Here is a 20,235-nt window from a genome sequence, read left to right on the forward strand (position 1 = left end):
GTTTTCTTAAAGTGTTAAATTGAATCCAAACGTGTAGATTTTTTGCTGAGGATAAACCAGGCCATTTGTTGAAGCTATTTCAGGATCAATCTGGTAATCTTTTACGTTGTCAAATGAAAATAAATTCGATCCGTTCGCATAAACTCTTAAAGCAGTAATATGTACTTTACTTATAAGTTTCTTTGGGAATGAGTAGCCTAATTCCAGGTTTTTCAAACGGAAATAGCGAATGTTGGTCGTCCAGAAATCATTGCGATCATTTCCATCTAACGGGCTACGGAAAATCGAGAGTCCTGTATTATCTTTTCTCAACGCCGGATAAGTTCCAGGAATCCATTCACTAGCAGGATTATAAGGATCGGCCTGATGCCAGCGATCGTTCAACATGTATGCCGGCGAGTTACCGTTATTTTGGAACGGATATTTTAGCTCCCAGTCTCTGAAATAGGTTTGCATACCAGCACCTGCAAAATCCGCAATAAGTGAAATACCTTTCCAGCTTACCCTTGCATTAACGCCATAATTGAAATACGGCAATGCACCCTCTGCGTAACCAATTGGTTTCTGGTCGAGGTTATTGATTATACCGTCACCGTTTAGATCTTCATATATCAGATCTCCAGGCAACAGCGTTCTGTTTCCCTGTCCGTCGATGTTAACAGGATAGTCATTAATTTCCTGCTGTGATTTAAATTGACCAATAATATGATGTCCCCAGTTAATAGCCTGCCAACGGTCGGTGCCGTTATTGCGATATTGATCGTACGAATTTCCAAAACGAGGCTTGTAGATATAATCATTTTTTGTACGACCTAAAGTCGCGTTACCACCAATTGAAAAATCAACTTGCCCGATAGTATTGCTGTATGTTATAAAGCCATCCAGCCCTCTTGTGATATCAGAGTTCAAGTTTTCCTGAGGTAAAGCGTATCCTACTTCTGAAGGCAATACCACGTCATATCGCGCTGCAGGGAATCCCGAGCGTTTGCGTTGGAAAACATCGAACTGGCCGGTAATATGTTTCACTACCGTAAAGTCAATACCTATGTTCGCCATTCTGTTTCTTATCCATGATAAGTTAGTTGTAGGTAATCCTCTTGGCTGAACGCCGTTATAATAAATTCCGTCGAATACAGCGTTACCGGCGTTTGTGTTATATCCGCCGAGATAAGCAAACGGCGATGGGCTGTAATAATTCCCGTTCCCGTCCTGTAAAGATGTTCCCGTTTCACCGTATGAAACACGAAATTTCAGCTCGTTAACAACCTTGCCAATGCTTTCAAGGAAGAATCTTTCCTGAGAAATACGCCATCCGGCAGAAACACCGGGAAAAAAACCATAACGGCTGCCCCCCTGGTAAAGGAAAGAACCGTCGACCCGAGCTACACCCTCCAGCAAATACTTCTTTTTATAATCATAATTTAAACGCATTGCATAACCTTCGAACGCTTCTTCGTAATGAGAATCGCCTAAATAATCGAGGTCAGCAAATAGCTGGGTGGTAATGATGTTATTGGGAGGAACTGAGTGAAGAGCGATATAATCGTTGCTTGACTCACGTCTTTCGGCTGCCGCCAACGCGGAAATATTATGATCACCGAGTTGTTTCGCATAGCTGACTTGTAATTGGGAAAACTCAGAAATAACATTCCTTTTGTGCTTTTCCCTCCATGGATTCTGGTTACCATACAATGCACCGTTTGGAGCCCGGTCGTTATATTTACCAGTCGTCGGATCAAATATGTAGGCTGGATAAGTGTATTCGAACCCGTCGAAATCTTCGTTGTAATAGTCGTAAGAGTACAATCCTTTGATTGACAAGCCAAATTTAAAATCGTATTGAGCGTTCAGCTTGGCTCCTGCACCGCGTGTAACATCGTCTATGTAACCGGTTATGTCATTGGTATACGTTGCAGGGTTTACATTTACGTTGTGCGTTTGATTAATATATGCAGGGTTATTATTTGCGTAAGCGGTTTCTGTTGGCCACATACTGCCGATACTTAGCAATGGATTGAAATAATCATCTAAACCGGGAACACCTACATTATGCCGTTTTTCAACGCGGCCGCTAAGCTGAGCCCCAACGGTAAATCCTTTTAAAATAGTGCTTGAAAGATTTGCCTGAATATTTGTTCTGTTAAAATTGAAGTCCTTAATAATTGCATCCTGATTTAAATGTCCGACAGATAAATAATAAGATGATTTTTCGGTACTGCCGGAAGCATTGGCATTTAGCGAGTATTGCGGCACATTTGGCCTTGTTACGAACTTGTAATAATCGTTGCTTTGATAGCCTGGCTCAGTGCCAGCTTGCCATTTTGCATACTCTTCCGGGCTGTACAGTAGTGCAGGATTTCTGCCAAGATTCTGCTCTGATTCAAGCCGCCCCCGCACGTATTCGGCCGCATTTCCAGGATATGGAAACCTTGTGAAGTTTTGTAAACCGTAATAACTGTTTACATTAAGCGCAGGTTTATCGCCTTTTTTTCCCTTTTTGGTAGTTACCAATACAACACCATTACCTGCAGCTAACCCGTAAATTGAGGCTGATGCATCTTTAAGAACAGTGATACTTTCAATATCATCTAAACCAAGTTGGTTAAATGCATTTACTCCCGAAATTCCCGTATTATAGCCAAATGCATCCGTTCCGTTACTGGTACTGTATGCAACTCCGTCAATCACATATAATGGGTTTCCGAGATTTCTGATCTGCAGGCTCGCTCCATTTCCGGGACGTGAATCCATTGTTCGAGCTGTTACGCCTGGAACTTTCCCAACAAGCGCACTTGTTGCCGCAACTGCAGGGGTGCGTACAATGTCTTCGGACCTGATGTTGCTTATCGCCCCCGAAATAGTGGCTTTTTTCTGGGTACCGTATGCTACAACAACTACTTCATTAAGCTGGTTGTTGGCATCGGCCTTTAAACGAACATTGAGCGTTGCTTGTGAATTGACCGCGATTTTTTGAGTAACGTACCCGATATAAGAATAAACGAGCACTGCGTCGTTTGGCACCGTTATACTGTAATTTCCGTTAACGTCGCTAACGGCTCCTTTTGTACCACCTTCTACTTTGATACTTACGCCCGGTAAAATTTCACCGTTTTCATCTGTTATCTTACCCTTCACAGTAATATCAGCCAGCCAGGTTCCACTGTTCTCATAGGTTATTTTTATACCCGCATAACTTGAAGGAACCGTTAAGACGATGGCCATTGCGGGCAAGACAATAGCATGCAATGCCGCTATTGCAGCAAATCTTAAAAATTTCATAATGTTTAATTTTTAGTGAATCGAATTGGTTAATTAACAATCCTGATCAATTGGCTAAATAAGGATTGACTCGACTAATAATACTATCCGCTAGTAATGTGTGTTTTCATATTAATAATTGGCTTGATTTATAATTGTCTAATATACACTAATTTTATAAATGTAAATATTACACTTAAAAAAAATTAAAAAAAATTATTACGTGAGATTGCGCGCTGCTTTTAAACCTAGCACGATTGGCAGTATGCCGATCCGCTATTTTAACGCACAGTTAGATGGAGTTCAACAGACTTACTTAGCCTGCCGCTCATTTTTGAGAAAATAAAAGCTTTCAGGAGCTATCATTAAGACGTCTGCATCCTGTTTCGTACTAGACCACTTTGCATCGATAATTGCTGTCAGCCGTGGTGACACTGTTTTATCAGAATAATGAGTATGAAAAACGTATTTCAGATGACCGTTCTTATCTTTAAAAAAATCACCGTGGCCCGTTCCATTTTGATGAATGTTCACACGACTTATGACAGGATTGCCTGCAAATTTCTTCCACGGACCAAATGGCGACCGAGATGTCGCATAACCGACAGCGTAATCTATATTTCTGAAATCATTGGCTGAATAGAAAAGATAATATAAGTTGTTGTGTTTTAACACTGTTGGTCCTTCTGTAACCGGCCAGTTTGTTCCGGCTGTATTTTCCCAGGGTTCATCTCCTGCAATGCATTCTCTGACAGTTGTCGAATCAATATCAGACAAATCATTTTTTAATTGTGCTACGAAAATCCGGTTTCCGTTCGTCAGTCGGACGTGATACAGATATAACTTACCGTCGCTGTCTTTGAAAATAAAAGGATCAATCTGTTTTCCGCTTCCAGACAATGGCTTTTTTATTTTTTGCTTAAACGGACCAAGCGGACTATTACTCTCGGCTATCGCAATTTGTTCATCGGCAGTGTACGCCATGTAGTATTTGTCCGCCGACTTAAATATCTGTGGCGCCCAAAACCCTTTTGTACCGAAGCTATCGCCAATGTAAAGTGCATGTCCTTGTGTTTTACCAACAGGACCGGACCAGTTTTTTAAATCGTTTGACTTATATACCAAAAACCCCTTGGGGCTGTTAGTGCCGTACAAATAGTAAGTGCCCTTGTCCAAAAAAATTGTTGGATCGGCCAGGCGGATTGTATCAGAAAAAATAGTGCTCCTCGCCTTCCCGGAGGAAGCGAAAAGCACTATCATCAACAGAATAAAAAAATATCGGATTCTGTGCATTAACGCTTGTTCAGTTTGCCGTCAAGAACTTTCATGAAATAACCGCCTACTACGCTTCTGGCCTGAAAGCCTACCTGCTTGCCATCCGTAGTTTCGTGCCAATCGCCTAACGGTACACGTGTCGGCGTTTCAATTGCGTATTTTTTTAGAGGAGAAACAAATTTTTCAAAAGTTTCGTTGTCTCCGGCCAGCGTCGCCGTCCATAAAATCCAGTCGGACTTGGTATAAGTTTTACGGCTGTCAAGCGGCAATCCAAAATCGTTTTGCTTAGTGAGATAGAATTTAACTTCTTTTTCAGCAACTTCTTTAGGAAAAATTCCGAGATTAAGGACCTTGTCCCAAACCAAGTTATATTTCTGGCTCCAGGTACCCTTTTTATCAAATGTCAATGCATAATGATCCCCGTCGTCAGCCATTTTCATCCAGCGTAAAGCCATATCTTTAGCCATCGCCTTGTATTTAGCCGCTGTTTGCTTTTCACCTAATTGCTCGGCAAGCATCGCATAACATCCGATACCGACGATCGCTTTCACTGACAAATTCGCGTTACGCGCAAGGTGTCCGGCAAAGTCATCGGTACATAACTGATTGGCTGGATCGAAACCTTCTTTACTTAAAAATTCAACCCAGGTGCTGAGTGTTTTCCAATGTTTTTTTGCATAGTTCGCGTTGCCTTCTACTTTCGCTATCGCCGCGGTAAGAATGACCATATTTCCCGATTCTTCTACAGGCATATCTTCGCCGTAGGTTTGGCCGTTTGCTAAAGGATATGTCCCTAAATCGTGGGCAGCAAATGGCTTTTTCCACTTCCCGCTTTCACTGTAATAAAAAATGCCGTTCATCATCCCCTTTAACAGATCCGGATTATAGATAAGATATAAAGGAGCCGACGGGTAAGTTATATCAACGGTATTTATCGATCCGTTACTGAAATTTTCCTTTGAAAGAAACAGTAGTTCTCCCTGCGGACTTCTGACCAATTTGTGAGCTGAAATTGACTGACGATAAGCTAGCACGCATAAATCAGCGTAATCGGCGCCACCGCTGGCAGCAGTTGAAGACTGCACTTGCTTATTTAACGCATCACATTTAGCTAATACCGTTTTGTATTCAGCATTTGCAAGATTTAATTGTTTATCTATTGTCTGTGTAGCGTCGTTCTTCCACCACGGCTTCAGATTCGTGCCGAAATATTGTACAGAATATATATCGTCGTAAGCAAGCATAACGTACTGCTCTTTCTGAGTTCCAGATACCACTCCCATATCTATCGCAGTATTTAAAGCCAGCGACTTCCCTTCTGTTTCTGTAGACGCTTTCCTGTTTCCTAAAAAATTAATTTCAGCATTAGTTGCCGTAGTAATTGTTTGTGTAACAGCGGACGACTTTGGCGCTGCAACATACATATAGCCCCAATCAATTCTAACATCGTCTCCTTTTTCTTTGAGAACAGGCTGAGTTTTGGTTCCGGCTTTGAGCACCGACAGATTTCCGCTTTGATAGGCTGTAGCTGTAACCGGTTGTGCTGCGTAATTCACTGCAAGATCGGACGAAGCGCTGAACATTACCTGGACGTTATGTGATGCCCCATCATTCGATGATGTTTTAAATATCACATATGATACCGGCCGCGACATTAGCGAAAGATCATTCATCAGCAATGGCGATGTGAAGCAAACATTCAGATCGACATTTCCGCAAGTAAAATCATATTGCGTTTGCGTTGCGTTTATAGACACATTCTTCTGCCGAGCAAGAACTATCGCATCCGATTCCGGATTTTTCTTTTCGTAAACCAGGCCAGCGTCTATCCATTGGCCGCCGCCGGTATTTGTTACATGAATTGCCAATACATTTTTCCCTGTTTTAAGCTTTTTCAATCCGGCATCCGATAAAGGAACATAGATAAATTTGCCGTTGAAACATTCGCAATCATATATTTTTTCACCGTTGAGGTAAACTTCTGCATTGTCATCGTGCCTGATTTTAAGGTTCACTTTTTCGAACTCAGTGCTGCTCAGATCAAATTCGCGGCGAAGCCAGATTTCTTTCGTCCGCCATTGAGTTGTAGCCGATCCATCGCCATAAGGCGCCATCCCGGTTTTCCATTTTGAATCGTCAAAGCCTGGGCTTTCCCATCCGCTTCCCGGATCGGTTTCTGAAAGTTTTGATGTGTATGACGATTCGTCGGCAGCCGGGGCAATGCTTTCATATAAAACTTCTTTTCCGCCTAAAAACCGGTATACCTTTCCGTCTACTTTAATCAAACCATTTAAGGCTTGGTTAGTGCCTGTCCAGTGTTTGGTAGGTGATGCGTTCAGATTATCGGTAAACGACCATATACTAAAGTAGGGATCGTGATTAATCAAAGGATAAGCCGGTGCCTTGCGTTGTTGCGCATAGCTCGTTAAAACCGCAAAAAATAAAAGAAGAAAAATTCTGATCTGTTTCATTACTGAGATATATAAATTAACATATCCTTAAGACTGGATAAGCTGGTAAAATTTGCGTGCTTTTCGCTGATGTATTGCCTGATCTGTTTTTCCTTGTCGGGAAACGCTTTTAAAAACTGCTTTTGACTATTTGCCTTGATAAACGAATTCCCTGATTTGAGCCAATATTCATCCGCCGGAACAACTTTGAATTCATCCGGTAATTTGAGGTCATAAATTGCTTTGCCTCCATTATTACTTGGTAAACTCGACAGTGCTGTCGCTCCAGATGTCTGCGTGGTTGATCCGTAACCAACGGACGTGCCAGGCAAACTTACCGTAGATTTATGCTGAATATATAATGCCAGTGTCGCTACGTTTACTTTCTCAAAAAATCGCTCACCTGCGGGGATAAAACTTTTGCCTTTTATGACCACGCTGTCAATAGATGCCAGTTCCGCCAAGGCCAAATTTTTCCCATTCAGGCTAAATATCATTTCCTGGGTAACAGTGTTGTAATTCAACGGTACAGATTCCTTGTTTCCATCGGCTTTATAAACGGTGCCTGTGATAAATTCAGGAAAAACATAATGAGAAACGCCGGCAGTTTCCTGCGGATAAGCGGTCGCCAGCGTTAGCCATAACAGTCCGGTAAACATTATATATTTCATATCAATTATTTTCCACGGTGGGGAAAGCCGAGATCCTTAAGCGTGCTCCGCCCATTGGAACCAATGTCAAAGGTTTCACCGGTTGATTTGTAACAACCGGGCTTTGCGGTAAAACGCCACACAAGCCATACTGATCAATTGTCCATGAAGTTATTTGCCTTCCTTTACCAATTAATTCGATTGGTGCGTTTTTATTTGTAAAGGGATTATTATCTGCCGGCCAGCCCTTTTTAACGATCTCTAAAGATTTTAATGGATTAGCTTTATCAATAATCAACCCGTAATTCCAGTTAGATGCAGGGTGTATTTCAAACGACGGCCACTTTTGAGGATCCGCTCCCTGTTGCCATTTGGAATCGCCAATGGCCGTTTCCTTACTGTCTTTCTCAACAAGCTTTTCATCGATTTTAAGAGAGTAAGTCAGCGGACCGTAATTTACACTAACGCTGTTCTTATTACGCTGCCATTCTCTGACTTTTAGCTCCATCGGTAACTGCAACGTTATTTTATCGCCGTTTTTCCAGGTGTTTGAGATTTTTACGTAGTTCCCGCTTCCCGAAAAAGCGATCTTTTTTCCGTTAAGTTCCAGGCTTGCATTTTTGCACCATGAAGGAATACGAAGGTAAAGCGGAAAAGCGACCGGCTTTGGTGTGTTGACCAGAAATTCGACCTTATCTTCAAAGGGGTAATGTGTTAACTCCTGAAGTTGAACCTCTGTTCCGCCCGCAACTTTTGCATTAACTTCGTTTTGAGAATATAACTGAACTGCCAGCCCGTTATCAGGTGTAGCCGACCAGCTATTTTCGATATAATAAACCCAACCAGCCGAATGGTTGTGCTGGCAGCATCGGCTGCTAAACGGATTCATCATCAAAAACGGGCCTTCATTAGCAATTCCGGGACTATGATTTTTGCTGTCGCTGATAACCATATTTGGCGCCGTTAAATAACGTAAAGCACGATAGTCTGGCATAAAAGCGGCAGGAAAAGTATTAAATGCAACATCCTCGCAATTATCCGCCCATAATGGATCGCCGGTAAAATTTAGTAAATACTGGTCAGATGTCATTTGTTCGACCATGCCGCATGTTTCTACTGCCTGCCGGGGATCATCATACCCCTTCCGCGCGTTTTCATCCGAGCCAAACATACCGCCGGGAACTTGCCCGTAGATATCTCTTACAAGGCGAAAATTGTCATACGTTGCCTGGAGGTCTTTCTTGTCATGGCTTTGAAGATAATAAGTAGCCGGCTCCCTAAAGCATTGCGCAATGTTCACGTTATGCCAATTAGGCAAATTGTTTGTCTGACGCCAGTTCGCAGTATTCTTATCGATTTTTGTTGCGAGGTCTAGTAAAAATTTCTCGCCGGTATGATTATAAAGCCAGTAAACACTCAGCATGTTATCGCCGCCACGGCTGTTTTCCCAATAATCTTCCAGGAACAAGCTATCTGGTATCGATAATTCATACTTGAAATATTTACTCATAAAACTGAGTACGCGCGAATCTTTCGAATATTCATAGTAAGACTGCAGGCACCAAAGCATTGGCATGTTGGTCCATAAATCCCGCTTACCAGCGCCCTTTTCAACTGCCGGGCCAAAATCTCCGTTATCGCGCTGGTTAGTTAAAACGGCATCGATCCAGAATTTCGCCTCGTTAATTATTTTCTGATCGCCAAGAACATAGCCGATGTCGGCATAACCTTTAAGCCAGTAAGGTAGTTCTTCCCAGCCATATTTACCTTTCCCTTCTTTATTTAGCCAGGCATTATCTTCCTTACTCAACCATATACTGATCTCTCCTAAATTTCCTGTTAAGCCGTCACGCTGCAATTCGAGCATTTTTTTCAGCCAGCCATCAGGCTTTACTGAAGTAACCGGAAGCTTAACAAAAAATTGATTTTGAAGAGGCGCTTTGTTGGATGGATACCATTTATTGATTCCTGTATTAGTAGCATTAACCAGTTGCGCTTTTGGCTGTGCGCTGGCATGCATAAACTGGGTGCTGATCAATAAGGCAGAAGATATTACTACTTTAAAATTCATAGATATTACAAATTAAACCGCGGTTAGTCCGCAAGTGTCGTTTGTGTCAGCTTGTCGTTTATATTTTTCAACTGGCCTAACGGAACCTTCATCACACGATCGTAAGTCATAAAACCATTTATCTCTCCTTCCACATCAGTTGTTTGCGTATAAACCGCCGCTGAAAGTCCTTTTTTGGATAATTCGAGCAGGCTGTTTACAAATGTCGTATACCGGTCAAACATCTCCTGCGGAGTTTTGAAGCTCTGATAGCCCCAGTTATTTTTTTGTTGCCAGGTATGACCTTCAACGGGTAGTCCCAAGCCACCAAACTCACCTAAAACAACGGCTCTTTTTGAGCCAAAAAGTTTTGCGTCAGGCATAGCGGGTTCCGGGTAATTATGTAGGTCGATGATATGTCCGGTGTCGTAAAAATTGCCGCCGCTTGCGCTGTTAACCAGGCGGGATGGATCTTTCTTCATCGTCCATGATGAAATATCTTCGGTTTTGAACTGACCCCATGCTTCATTGAAAGGCGTCCATACTACAATGCTTGGAACATTGTAAAGAGAATTCATAATCGCGTTCCATTCCTTACGGTAATAGCCTTCTGATTCGGCGGTCCGATTCTGATCGGTTGCCCGACCAATTATTCCCGGACGCGGGTCCCAGCGGTTTCCTAAATCACCGCTCGGCATATCCTGCCAAACCAGCATGCCAGCCTTATCGCAGTAATAATACCACCGGGCCGGCTCAACTTTTATATGTTTACGGATCATGTTAAAACCCATCGCCTTGGTTTGATCTACATCAAACTTTAAAGCTTCATCGGTGGGTGCTGTATATAAACCGTCTGGCCACCAGCCTTGATCAAGCGGGCCAAACTGGAAAACGAATTTATCATTCAGCATCATGCGCTGAACACCATCTTTATCAGCGGCAATTGAGATTTTCCGCATGGCGAAGTAGCTCTTCACCTCGTCTACCGTTTTACCACCACGTATAACTGATATCTTCAGATTATAAAGAAATGGATTTTTAGTATCCCATAATTTCGCATCCGGAATTTTTAGTATCGCGGTTTCGCCTGAATTGATCGAGCTTTCAGCTATTTTATTTTGTCCGTCAAGGGCTGCGATAACTATTTTGTCGCCCTTTTGCGCGTTCCAAACTAAAGGAGTAACAGAAACAGATTTTTGATCGACATCCGGCGTTTGTTTGGTCGAAATCACATATGTTTTAGGAACGCCTTCCAGCCAGACTGTTTGCCAGATACCCGTTACCGGTGTATACCAAATGCCTTCGGGCTTCGATACTTGTTTACCTCTTGGCTGTGGCCCTTTGTCGGTTGGATCCCAGACCTTCACAATGATTTCCTGGTTGCCGCCCTTTAAATATGGCGTAATATTGAAGCTGAAAGGATCGAATCCACCCTCATGATCTCCCGCTTTTTTCCCATTTACAAATACTTCGGTGCGCCAATCTACCGCACCAAAATGAAGCAGGACTGTTTTGCCTTTTAACCCGGACGATACTGCGAAACTTCTTTTATACCATAAAATACTGTCTTTTCCAACTGTACGTCCGACACCTGAAAGCGACGACTCTACAGCAAATGGCACCAAAATTTTGCCTTCAAAACCGGATGGTTTAGATGTGGCCGACACTGGTACTATCGAATAATCCCATAGTCCATTTAAATTTTGCCAGTCGTTACGCACAAACTGTGGCCTCGGGTATTCAGGTAATGTTTTTTGCGGATCAACTTTGGATGCCCATTCAGACTGAATTTTGCCTGGCAGCGGTTTCCAATTTGAGGTTTGCGCCCTGGTTTCTGTGACTAAATAAAACAGGAAAAGGATAGCAAAGAGTTTTTTCATAAAAATTTGCGACTGGGAGAATACAAGAAAGAGCCGCCCACTAAAGGAGCGGCTCATTGTTTAAAAAGAAACTTTGACCAGAGGCGAGAACATCATATCTTCTACACCTGCTATTCTAACTCCGATACGTGCAAAAACGTAGTTCTGTGTCGGAGTCATTGCCGGAATGTCGGCAGTAAGTGAAATGTTATTTGGATCTAAAATTGCTGAACCAGCAATATCCGCACTGGCAATATTATTTCCACCAGAAACAAATTGCGTTTTATTAAGATACAAGTATACACGATCAATATCACGACCGTTAACGGCGTCTGTTATGATCTTTTCCAGCTTAAAGTTTGCGGTAACTTTCTGGCTGGCGGCTGTAATTTGTGAGTTGCGGATCATATAGAAAGGCATAACTTCTATGTCCATCGTCTGGCTGCCGCTCATAGTGACCGCCACGGTATCAGGCCGGCCCGCCGCATTTTGTTTCCACAAAAATGGCCCTTGATTAGGCGGTATAGTTAGTTTATAATTCCCGTTAAATAACAACTGAGAAAACGAACCATCTTGGCCTATGGATAAAGATATAGCTGCGTTCTTACCGAATCCAGGTTGCCATAGTTCAAAATTAACCTGGTTGTATTCGACACCGATCGGCTCTCCTTTATACACAATCCGCCCAGAAAAGGTATCTGACGGGGCATCGTAATTATCCTTTTTACAGGCCGAAAAACCCGCCAAAAGAAATAATGCTATATATTGAATTTTCACTTTCATGATTTTGATTATAGAGTTATTGATTTGGCTGCCTGACAAGTTTAGGATTTGAAGAACGCAGGGCATCGTCGATAGCAGAATAGTAATTTCCAAAAAGAAATCTGTCATAGCCTGTTACTTGGTTCGGTAATACTTCTCTGTACAACCATTTGCCGTCGTTAGGGCTTCCCGGACTATAATATTTATAAGGCCATAATCCCCATGGCTGCGTATTCCGTTTAGTCGCCTTGCCAATATTGCTTAGCAGGTCTGCTGAGCTCATTGTATTTCCATCCCAAACGATATGGGCAATCCTCCAGCGTTTCATATCAAATAAGATATGTCCTTCAAAAGCCAGTTCTACACGCCGCTCATGAGCGATGCGGTCAAAATCAATTGTCGCCAAAGGTGTTGTCAGACCTGCACGGGCACGAACCTGATTTATGTAGCCAAGAGCAACCCCTGGCTGGCCTAATTCAAAAGCAGCTTCTGCGGCATTTAATAAAACTTCCCCGTAACGATAACGAATAAAAGAAACGTCGCTACCCCGTCCTCTTCTTCCCGAACCAACCGTTGGATCAAGGTATTTCCGGATATAGAAACCTGTTTGCGACCGTAATTCAAGTCCGTTGATAGGACCATCTGTGCCAACAACTTGAACTGGAGTACTTGTTCCCGGCAGCGGCTTCAAATTTCCGGCTACATCGCTAGTTGTAATATTGCCGCTGGCATCTATGTATCCAGCCCAGATATCAACACGCTTTCCCTTAAACAAGCCGTTTGGAATAATAACAGTACCTTCCAACCGTGCGTCTCTTCCAGCAAATATATCCTGTTGATTAGTGTAATAGACAGGATTTCCCGATACATCTTTTGTTGGAAGGGGAGCATACGTATTATCCAACTTCTCAAATGCTTCAACAAGATTTAGCGAAGGATTGATACGGCCCGCATCGCCACCCTCATCGGAGATGGAATAAGGCTGATCATTAGTAGTAAAACCATGAACCTTGCCACCATTTGCTTTAAAGTCCTCCACATAAATCGCTTCTTGGTTTGTACCGCTTTTATCCAAGAAAATTGCGGCAAAGTTTTCTGACAGATTAGGCAAAACCTGGTACAATTTGTAAGGTCCTGCAGAACCATTTATTATCTCTTGTGCAGCTGCCAGGGCCTTAGTGTAATATCCGTTTGCCATGTTGATGGGAATTCCTACTTCGCCTCCTGACAATGAGACCTGCGGAGTTCCAGCCCCATATTTTGCTATTGAACCTGCATAAAGCGCTGCTCTGCATTCCATAGCCAATGCGGCGGCTTTGGTGGCCCTGGCTTTAATATTTACATCTTTTGGCAACTGGTCTTTTATCGCCTCAGCCTCACTAATCACAAAATCATAAATTTCGGATTCTTTTGCCCGTGGCATTTGAAGTTCAGGAATGTTGTTACCGTCGTATGCTAGCGGGTCAGTTACTAATGGAACTCCGCCCATACGTTTCACCATCTCGAAATAGTAGTTAGCACGTAAAAAGCGACCCTCTGCTGTATATCGATCTTTTTCAACATTGGTTAAAGCTGTTGACGCTGCTAAACGCTTGAGGTATAAATTAAGATCGCGTATATATCCATAATCCCATGTGGCCCAGGAATTGTATCCCCAACCCGTATTTTTCACTATAAAATACGAGCCATTTTCTGAAGGAAAGCTTTCTCCAAAATCCGCAAAAGTTCGCCATCCCGGTTCGTAAGCCGTATTAACAGACATGTTATACGGATTATTTGATGTAGGATTATTCGGATCGTAATTTGGGTGACCGTCTAAACTCGAAAAGTCAAGCGATCGGTTGTAAAGATCGCCGACGACAGATAATACAAGTGCAGGGTCAGAAAAAGCAACGTCTTCCGGAATAACGCTGGTTGGTGGTACGTCTAAAAAATCACTGTCTTTTTTACACCCGGCAAAACTAATAAGTAGCGCGGAAAGTGTAATCGATAATATCTTTTTCATTAGAATCTTTTCTGTGTGAATAATTAAAATGTAAGGTTGATTCCAAAGTTGATCACCTTATTTTGCGGGAACTGAAGCCCGTTATCATCGGCCACCTCCGGATCAACATTATATTCTTTCAAATTATCAAACGAGAACAGGTTATATGCATTAGCGTAAAGTCGTGCCCGCTGAGCTCCTACTTTGCTGATCCATTTCTTTGGCAAACTGTAGCCTAGTTCCAGCGTTCTTGCACGCAAATACCTCACATTATGCAACCAGAACGTTGAATTTCGTTGCCCGTCGAGTTCATAGTCACTGTGGCCAAAACCCGGATTGTAACGATTTGCAGGATATTTTCCTGGTACCCAAGCACTGTTAGGATCATACATATCTGCGCGGTGCCATCTGTCTTCAAAAATGGAATTTAGGTTTCCGTTATTCTGAAATGCCCACCTTGTCTCCCAGTTTTGGAACCAGGTATAGCCTGAGCCTCCCGAAAAATCAGCATGGAAATCGAAATTATTCCAGGAAAGAGCGAGATTAAATCCAAAGTTAATATTCGGCTGAGTACCGTAACCATAACCTATGGGTCGTTCATCGTAATCGTTAATAACTCCGTCACCGTTTTGATCCTTATATTTTAAGTCGCCAGGTAATAGTGTCGTGTTTCCTCTGCCGTCGATATTCACGGGATAATTGTTTATTTCATCCATCGACTGGAACTGTCCGTCAACTACGTATCCCCAATCGATATGAGAATACCTGTTTTCTGTAGAGGTTCGATATTGATCCCAGGAATTAAAATAAACCGGATTATAAGAGGTTAGATTTTTTTGCCGGCTATAACTAAAATTACCCCCAACCTGGAAATTTACTTTTCCAAAGGCTGTATTATAAGCCAAAGAAACTTCACCTCCTTGTTGAGAATCACTGTTTAGATTTTCCGCAGGCAGTCCATAACCCAATTCAACAGGTAAGAGAATATCATTCCTGACTCCTTTTAAACCTGTACGCTTGCGATAAAAATAATCCAGCGATCCGCTTAATTTATTGTTTAAAAGCACATAGTCAACTCCAATATCTGTGATTTTACTTTTTAACCACGAAATCTGTGTTACCGGAACACCTTTATCCCGTGAAACGGTTACGCCATTTCCATCAAGTACAGAAATGTTCTGATTGAAGTTATCGCCGTACGTGTAACCTGGCAGATAGGCATACGGAGGTACAATAGGCCCTGGATTATTAGGATCGCTTGTAGGGTCCCTGTCATCTCCGAGTACACCATAAGATCCACGTATTTTCAAATCATTCAGAACGCTGTTTTCTCCTAACAGATTTTTCATCCAAGGCTCTTCTGTGATTCTCCATCCTGCAGATACACCGGGAAACCATCCAACACGCTGGTCCGGAGCAAATAAATACGAAGCATCGCGACGGCCGGATAACTCTACGTAGTATCTATTTGCAAAATTATAGTTGATTCTTCCAATATAACCGGTACGTGCTTCCTGATCATCCCGATCCTGATAAGTATCGGCAGTAGGGAAATAAATTAATGGAAGATTATTCGATACTGGTGATGCATGGATCCAGTTCCTTAAATGGCGCAATTTAATACGCTCAGCAACGAGAGTACCTCCAACAGTATGCTTGCCGAATGTATTGTTGTAATTTATCTGGGCCTGCCAGGTGTTATTAAACTCTTTACGCTGCTCGCGCTCTCTCCATGGATTTGTAGCTCCTCCGGTTACTTTGTAAGTATCATCAGTGGGTTGATAAGTGTATGCTTTATAAGTATATTCATGATTGTTCAATACGTAATCAGCCAGATAATAAGAGTAAACACCTCTTACCGCTAAGCCTTTAACGCCAGGTATATCGTAGTCTGCAGAAAAGTTAGTTTGCAGTACCCGCCAATCACCCCTTAGTTTTCCAGAAATTTTTTCGTTTAAGAATGCATAATTTGACTCCAGGTGAGGGCCAAGGTCATTCAGGTATTCCGGATTGTCATTAGCATAGGGCCTTTCCAGCGGTGTGTTTCTCAAAACCGCTAGCCTGGAAAGGAAGTAATCGTCTCCACCCGGCACACCAGGATTTTGCCTGGTTTCAATTCGCCCGTTTATTTGTGCATTTAACTTTAAACCCTTAGCGATTTTTGCACCGATATTTGACTGAATGTTAGACCGGTTAAATTTATATTCACGGCCAAGCACCGAATTTTGAAATAAATTGGTTCCTGATACATAGTAATTTATTTTATCGGTACCTCCGGTAAAGTTTACGTTTACCTGGTTTTGTGGAGCGCCATTATTCAATACATAATCGCGCCAGTTAAAGCTGCGGTATAAAGGACCAGCACTTTCTCCTTGTTTATATTTATCCAGCTCTGCTTGAGTAATGTTTGTCGACCCATAACTATTAATCTCCGCATCGGCACGATAGCGCATATAATCATAAGAGTTGCTGGTTACTTCCGGGAAACGATACCAATCCTGGAAGCCGGCATAAGCATCAATATTTACCTTACTACCACTATTATTTGCACCTTGTTTAGTTGTTACCACCACTACCCCGTTAGCAGCACGCACACCGTAAATCGCAGCCGATGCATCTTTCAGTACTGTAATACTTTCGATATCTGCCGGCGATAGGTTATTGAACTGCCCCTGATCCTGCTGAATTCCGTCAATTACATAGAGCGGCGTTCCCATGTTACGTATCTGGATATTTGCACTTGCTCCCGGACGGCCGTCAGGCATACGGAATGTTACGCCAGGAATTTTTCCTGCCAATGTCGAACTTACCGTCGAGCCAGCGTGAACGCGATCAATATCTTTACTGGTAACGCTTGACACAGCTCCGGTAATTGAGCCTTTTTTCTGCCGGCCATAACCAGTAACAACTACTTCTTCCAATCCTTTAGCCTCTTCCTTGAGTTGAATTTCGATATTAGCACGGTTGTTAACCCTGATCTCCTGTGTAACATAACCTATGTACACAACCTGCAAAACGGCATTACCAGGAACATTGAGCGTAAATTTACCGTCAGCATCGGTTGAGACACCCTGATTGCTCCCCTTCACTTTAATACTTACACCAACAAGTGGTTCTCCTTTTTCAGAAGTAACCCGGCCTGTAACAGGCGCCTTTTTATCTGATGATTTAGATTCGCCTGCAAGCTTTTTCGCTGAACTTGTCAAGCTATTTGCATGAACGAAACCTCCGGAAATGGTAATTGCAATGATTAGTATCCTGACAACACTAATACTTATTGCAAACCTTCCCAAAGGCGCATATTCTTTTAATTTCATAATGATTTTTGAATTTGGTTGAATTAAAATTGATCTGAATGCAATCCTAATTGTAGGCAATTTTTAATATCTGATATTAATGCCTCTTCCTCGTTAATCGTAAAGTTTTAATCTCATATGGTTAATTGGTTAGTGGTTTTTTTTGTCATAACATACCCATTAAGGCTATCAGAGAGCAAGCCCTGATAAGTCTTTTTTTTGAATAGTTACTTAGTTATAAGTGTGGTTCTAATTGATAATCAAATGAAAACTTTTTGAGATTTAAAACCAATCCATATTGTATCAATCTTTCTTCAAAAAGTCTCAAAATGAGCAGTTAGCCGCTGGCGAGCCAAAAATCGAACGGTTTGTCGCGATCGCACACCAAAGTGCCGTTTTTGAACTCCAGTTCTGCGACGTGAATGGATGTTCGTTTATTGGAATACGAATAGGTGTGATCCGCATCCAGCTCACCTTCCGAATGAACTTTTCGTCCGGGATGGGTAAAGTAAAATATGTAAGCTTTATTTCCGGTTACAACCACATCTGCATGCGCGCCGGTTGGAGTATCTTCGGGTCTGTGCCCCGGTACGTCAAGAACCATTCCTTGCTTTACCCAATTTTTTGCATCTTTTGAGCGGTAAACACGCTGGCCTTTCCACTCATCAGTGATCATCCAGTACCAATCATTGAAAAAGAAAACTTTTGGCCCCTCATGCGGATTGCCTGCAATGGCAGGCTCCTTTTGAAGCACCCAGTTTGTCAGATCCGCGCTTTCGGCCGTCATCGTTATACTGCCTCTTGTACTGTCTTTATACCAGATATGCCACTTGCCATGCGGAAGTTTGCAAACGGTCGCGTCAATTACATCATCCGACGAAAGTTTCAGCCGGCCCTTATAAATCCATTTCCAAAGATCTTTGCTGGTATAATGAATAATATGTGCCTGCCCGCCCCAGTGATTTCTTACTCCCTCGATGTATGCCACGAACATGTGGTAAGTTCCGTTATCGTAAATTACTTCCGGCGCCCAAAAGGTATTTTGACCTGTCTCAAATTCGAGTTCTAATGCACCTTTATAAACAAAACTTTGCCCGTTGTCTTTTGAAACAGCGACGCCTATTTTCGTGCCGTAACAGAAAGCAACATCGTCCGACTGAACATTTGCACGGCGTTGGGTATACATCATCCACCAGCTCTTTTCCTGCTGGTTATATACAACTACCGGGTCAGCTGCCCCGTCATAAATAGGGTCTCTGAACAACGGTGACGCTGCTTTATGCTCTTGCGCTTTCGAACAAAAGGCGCACAACAACCCCAGCAGCAATATGGTAGAACTTTTCAATTTCATAGGTCATGTTGTTGAATAGCGCCTATTATTTCTTGTTTACTTGCGATGTTATTTGAGTTATAAATGCCGTCTCTTCCTTTTTATAAGGAGATCCGTCTTTTTGAAATATATCATGGAACCAAAGCGGCGGTTCGGCGGTATAGGTTTTTGTCCAGCTGTCCCAGGGGAATATCGTTTGTGTTTTTCCGTTTACAAAGCCCCAGTTATACATGGCTACATGGTATTTTGCGGCAATCGGAAGAAACCCCTGGAAAGTGCTTCCATTTGGGCGGGCCATGTATTCGGTACACAACAGCGGTTTTCCGTATTTCTCCAGCTGCACAATTCGCTTTTCAAAATCTTCGGGGTGATCATAATTGTGAAAAGACACGACGTCTGATTCGTGAATCTGAAGTTTTTCAATTGGCTTCAGCCTGGATGTATCTGACCAGTCGCCGGCCCAAATACCCGATGTAAGCGGCTGACTAGGATTGGAAGATCGTGCCCATTGAAATGTTTTTCTAAGCAGAGGGATTACCAAATCAACTTTATTAGGCAGTTCAACTTTTTCATAAGATGCACCAGTCATGTTATCAGGCTCGTTCCACACGTCCCACCCCAATACTCTTTTGTCCTGCGAGAACTTTGCAACAATCCTTTTAACGTAATTTTCTAACCTGGGATATTGCGTCGAATCTTTTAGCGCATTTTGTCCGGGGCTCTGCACCCACCCTGAATTGTGGACAAAAGGCTTGGGTTGGCGCTGTTTACCCGTTTTAGGGAATGGATCCCAGCATGAATCGAAAATAACAAGTAAAGGTTTTATGTGATGCCGGTCGGCCAGGGAAAGGAACACATCAACCCTGTTATAAAAGCCGGTTGAATCTTGCTCAAATGCGAGATCGTGAAGAAAGACACGCATTGTGTTCATTCCTATTTTTTCAGCGTACCCGAGCTCTTTATCGATGGTAAGCGTATCGAAAGAATCAGCCTGCCACATTTCAAGCTGATTTATCGCGGTACTGGGAATAAAGTTTGCCCCGATAAGCCACGGTTGTTTTGAATACCAGCTGGTTGCCTGTTGAGGCGTCCAAACAACACGTTCGGTATTCGTCGCCTGGTTATTAACAGACGACTGCCTGCAAGCCGTAATAGCAATGAATAATGTTAAAATTACCCCTGAAAAGTATTTCTTTTTCATTTAAATCGACTTAGGTCCTTAAATTAAACTAGTAGTTGGTTAACATGGCTGGCACTTTTGTGCCCGTTTCAAATATGAAATTAAGTGAATTACTTAACTCTATTCATTTGTATCAATTTT

11 protein-coding genes are annotated in these 20,235 nt (G+C 42.5%); all 11 read right to left on the minus strand.

Annotated elements, in window-relative coordinates:
- Nucleotides 1–6: 6 nt before the first annotated feature.
- Nucleotides 7–3,279: a SusC/RagA family TonB-linked outer membrane protein gene (locus GS399_RS08420; RefSeq protein WP_160844170.1), complete on the minus strand. Its 3,273-nt coding sequence runs from the start codon at nt 3,277–3,279 to the stop codon at nt 7–9.
- Nucleotides 3,280–3,570: 291 nt separating this feature from the next.
- Nucleotides 3,571–4,551 (minus strand): glycoside hydrolase family 43 protein, encoded by a 981-nt coding sequence (locus GS399_RS08425; RefSeq protein WP_160844171.1) that lies wholly within the window; start codon nt 4,549–4,551, stop codon nt 3,571–3,573.
- Nucleotides 4,551–7,004: a glutaminase family protein gene (locus tag GS399_RS08430; RefSeq protein ID WP_160844172.1), complete on the minus strand. Its 2,454-nt coding sequence runs from the start codon at nt 7,002–7,004 to the stop codon at nt 4,551–4,553. Before GS399_RS08430 ends, GS399_RS08425 begins: the two co-directional genes overlap by 1 nt.
- Nucleotides 7,004–7,654 carry a hypothetical protein gene (locus GS399_RS08435; protein WP_160844173.1) on the minus strand — a complete coding sequence of 217 codons (651 nt, stop codon included), beginning with the start codon at nt 7,652–7,654 and terminating at the stop codon, nt 7,004–7,006. The genes GS399_RS08430 and GS399_RS08435 overlap by 1 nt, the downstream gene beginning before the upstream one ends.
- Nucleotide 7,655: 1 nt before the next feature.
- Nucleotides 7,656–9,704 carry a beta-L-arabinofuranosidase domain-containing protein gene (locus tag GS399_RS08440; protein WP_160844174.1) on the minus strand — a complete coding sequence of 683 codons (2,049 nt, stop codon included), beginning with the start codon at nt 9,702–9,704 and terminating at the stop codon, nt 7,656–7,658.
- Nucleotides 9,705–9,727: 23 nt separating this feature from the next.
- Nucleotides 9,728–11,563, minus strand: a complete 1,836-nt coding sequence (locus tag GS399_RS08445) for a glycoside hydrolase family 2 protein (RefSeq protein ID WP_160844175.1) — start codon at nt 11,561–11,563, stop codon at nt 9,728–9,730.
- A 60-nt stretch (nt 11,564–11,623) separates the two neighbouring features.
- The gene (locus GS399_RS08450; RefSeq protein ID WP_160844176.1) at nt 11,624–12,325 is read right to left on the minus strand and encodes a DUF3823 domain-containing protein; all 702 of its coding nucleotides are present in this window, start codon (nt 12,323–12,325) and stop codon (nt 11,624–11,626) included.
- A gap of 16 nt (nt 12,326–12,341) precedes the next feature.
- Nucleotides 12,342–14,309, minus strand: coding sequence for a RagB/SusD family nutrient uptake outer membrane protein (locus GS399_RS08455; RefSeq protein WP_160844177.1), 1,968 nt, complete (start codon nt 14,307–14,309; stop codon nt 12,342–12,344).
- 23 nt (nt 14,310–14,332) lie between these two features.
- A complete protein-coding gene (locus tag GS399_RS08460; protein ID WP_160844178.1) occupies nt 14,333–17,605 on the minus strand; it encodes a SusC/RagA family TonB-linked outer membrane protein in 3,273 nt (1,090 codons plus the stop codon).
- A 316-nt stretch (nt 17,606–17,921) separates the two neighbouring features.
- Nucleotides 17,922–18,935, minus strand: coding sequence for a family 43 glycosylhydrolase (locus GS399_RS08465; RefSeq protein WP_160844179.1), 1,014 nt, complete (start codon nt 18,933–18,935; stop codon nt 17,922–17,924).
- 25 nt (nt 18,936–18,960) lie between these two features.
- Complete coding sequence (locus GS399_RS08470) at nt 18,961–20,115, minus strand: cellulase family glycosylhydrolase (RefSeq protein WP_160844180.1); 1,155 nt, start codon at nt 20,113–20,115, stop codon at nt 18,961–18,963.
- Nucleotides 20,116–20,235 lie beyond the last annotated feature (120 nt).

Source organism: Hufsiella arboris (assembly GCF_009834875.1).
Lineage (GTDB): Bacteria > Bacteroidota > Bacteroidia > Sphingobacteriales > Sphingobacteriaceae > Hufsiella_A > Hufsiella_A arboris.

Excerpts from the sequence above, each read along its gene's own strand:
- GS399_RS08420 (WP_160844170.1), bottom strand. The coding sequence starts at position 3,279 with ATGAAATTTTTAAGATTTGCTGCAATAGCGGCATTGCATGCTATTGTC.
- GS399_RS08425 (WP_160844171.1), bottom strand. The coding sequence starts at position 4,551 with ATGCACAGAATCCGATATTTTTTTATTCTGTTGATGATAGTGCTTTTC.
- GS399_RS08430 (WP_160844172.1), bottom strand. The coding sequence starts at position 7,004 with ATGAAACAGATCAGAATTTTTCTTCTTTTATTTTTTGCGGTTTTAACG.
- GS399_RS08435 (WP_160844173.1), bottom strand. The coding sequence starts at position 7,654 with ATGAAATATATAATGTTTACCGGACTGTTATGGCTAACGCTGGCGACC.
- GS399_RS08440 (WP_160844174.1), bottom strand. The coding sequence starts at position 9,704 with ATGAATTTTAAAGTAGTAATATCTTCTGCCTTATTGATCAGCACCCAG.
- GS399_RS08445 (WP_160844175.1), bottom strand. The coding sequence starts at position 11,563 with ATGAAAAAACTCTTTGCTATCCTTTTCCTGTTTTATTTAGTCACAGAA.
- GS399_RS08450 (WP_160844176.1), bottom strand. The coding sequence starts at position 12,325 with ATGAAAGTGAAAATTCAATATATAGCATTATTTCTTTTGGCGGGTTTT.
- GS399_RS08455 (WP_160844177.1), bottom strand. The coding sequence starts at position 14,309 with ATGAAAAAGATATTATCGATTACACTTTCCGCGCTACTTATTAGTTTT.
- GS399_RS08460 (WP_160844178.1), bottom strand. The coding sequence starts at position 17,605 with ATGAAATTAAAAGAATATGCGCCTTTGGGAAGGTTTGCAATAAGTATT.
- GS399_RS08465 (WP_160844179.1), bottom strand. The coding sequence starts at position 18,935 with ATGAAATTGAAAAGTTCTACCATATTGCTGCTGGGGTTGTTGTGCGCC.
- GS399_RS08470 (WP_160844180.1), bottom strand. The coding sequence starts at position 20,115 with ATGAAAAAGAAATACTTTTCAGGGGTAATTTTAACATTATTCATTGCT.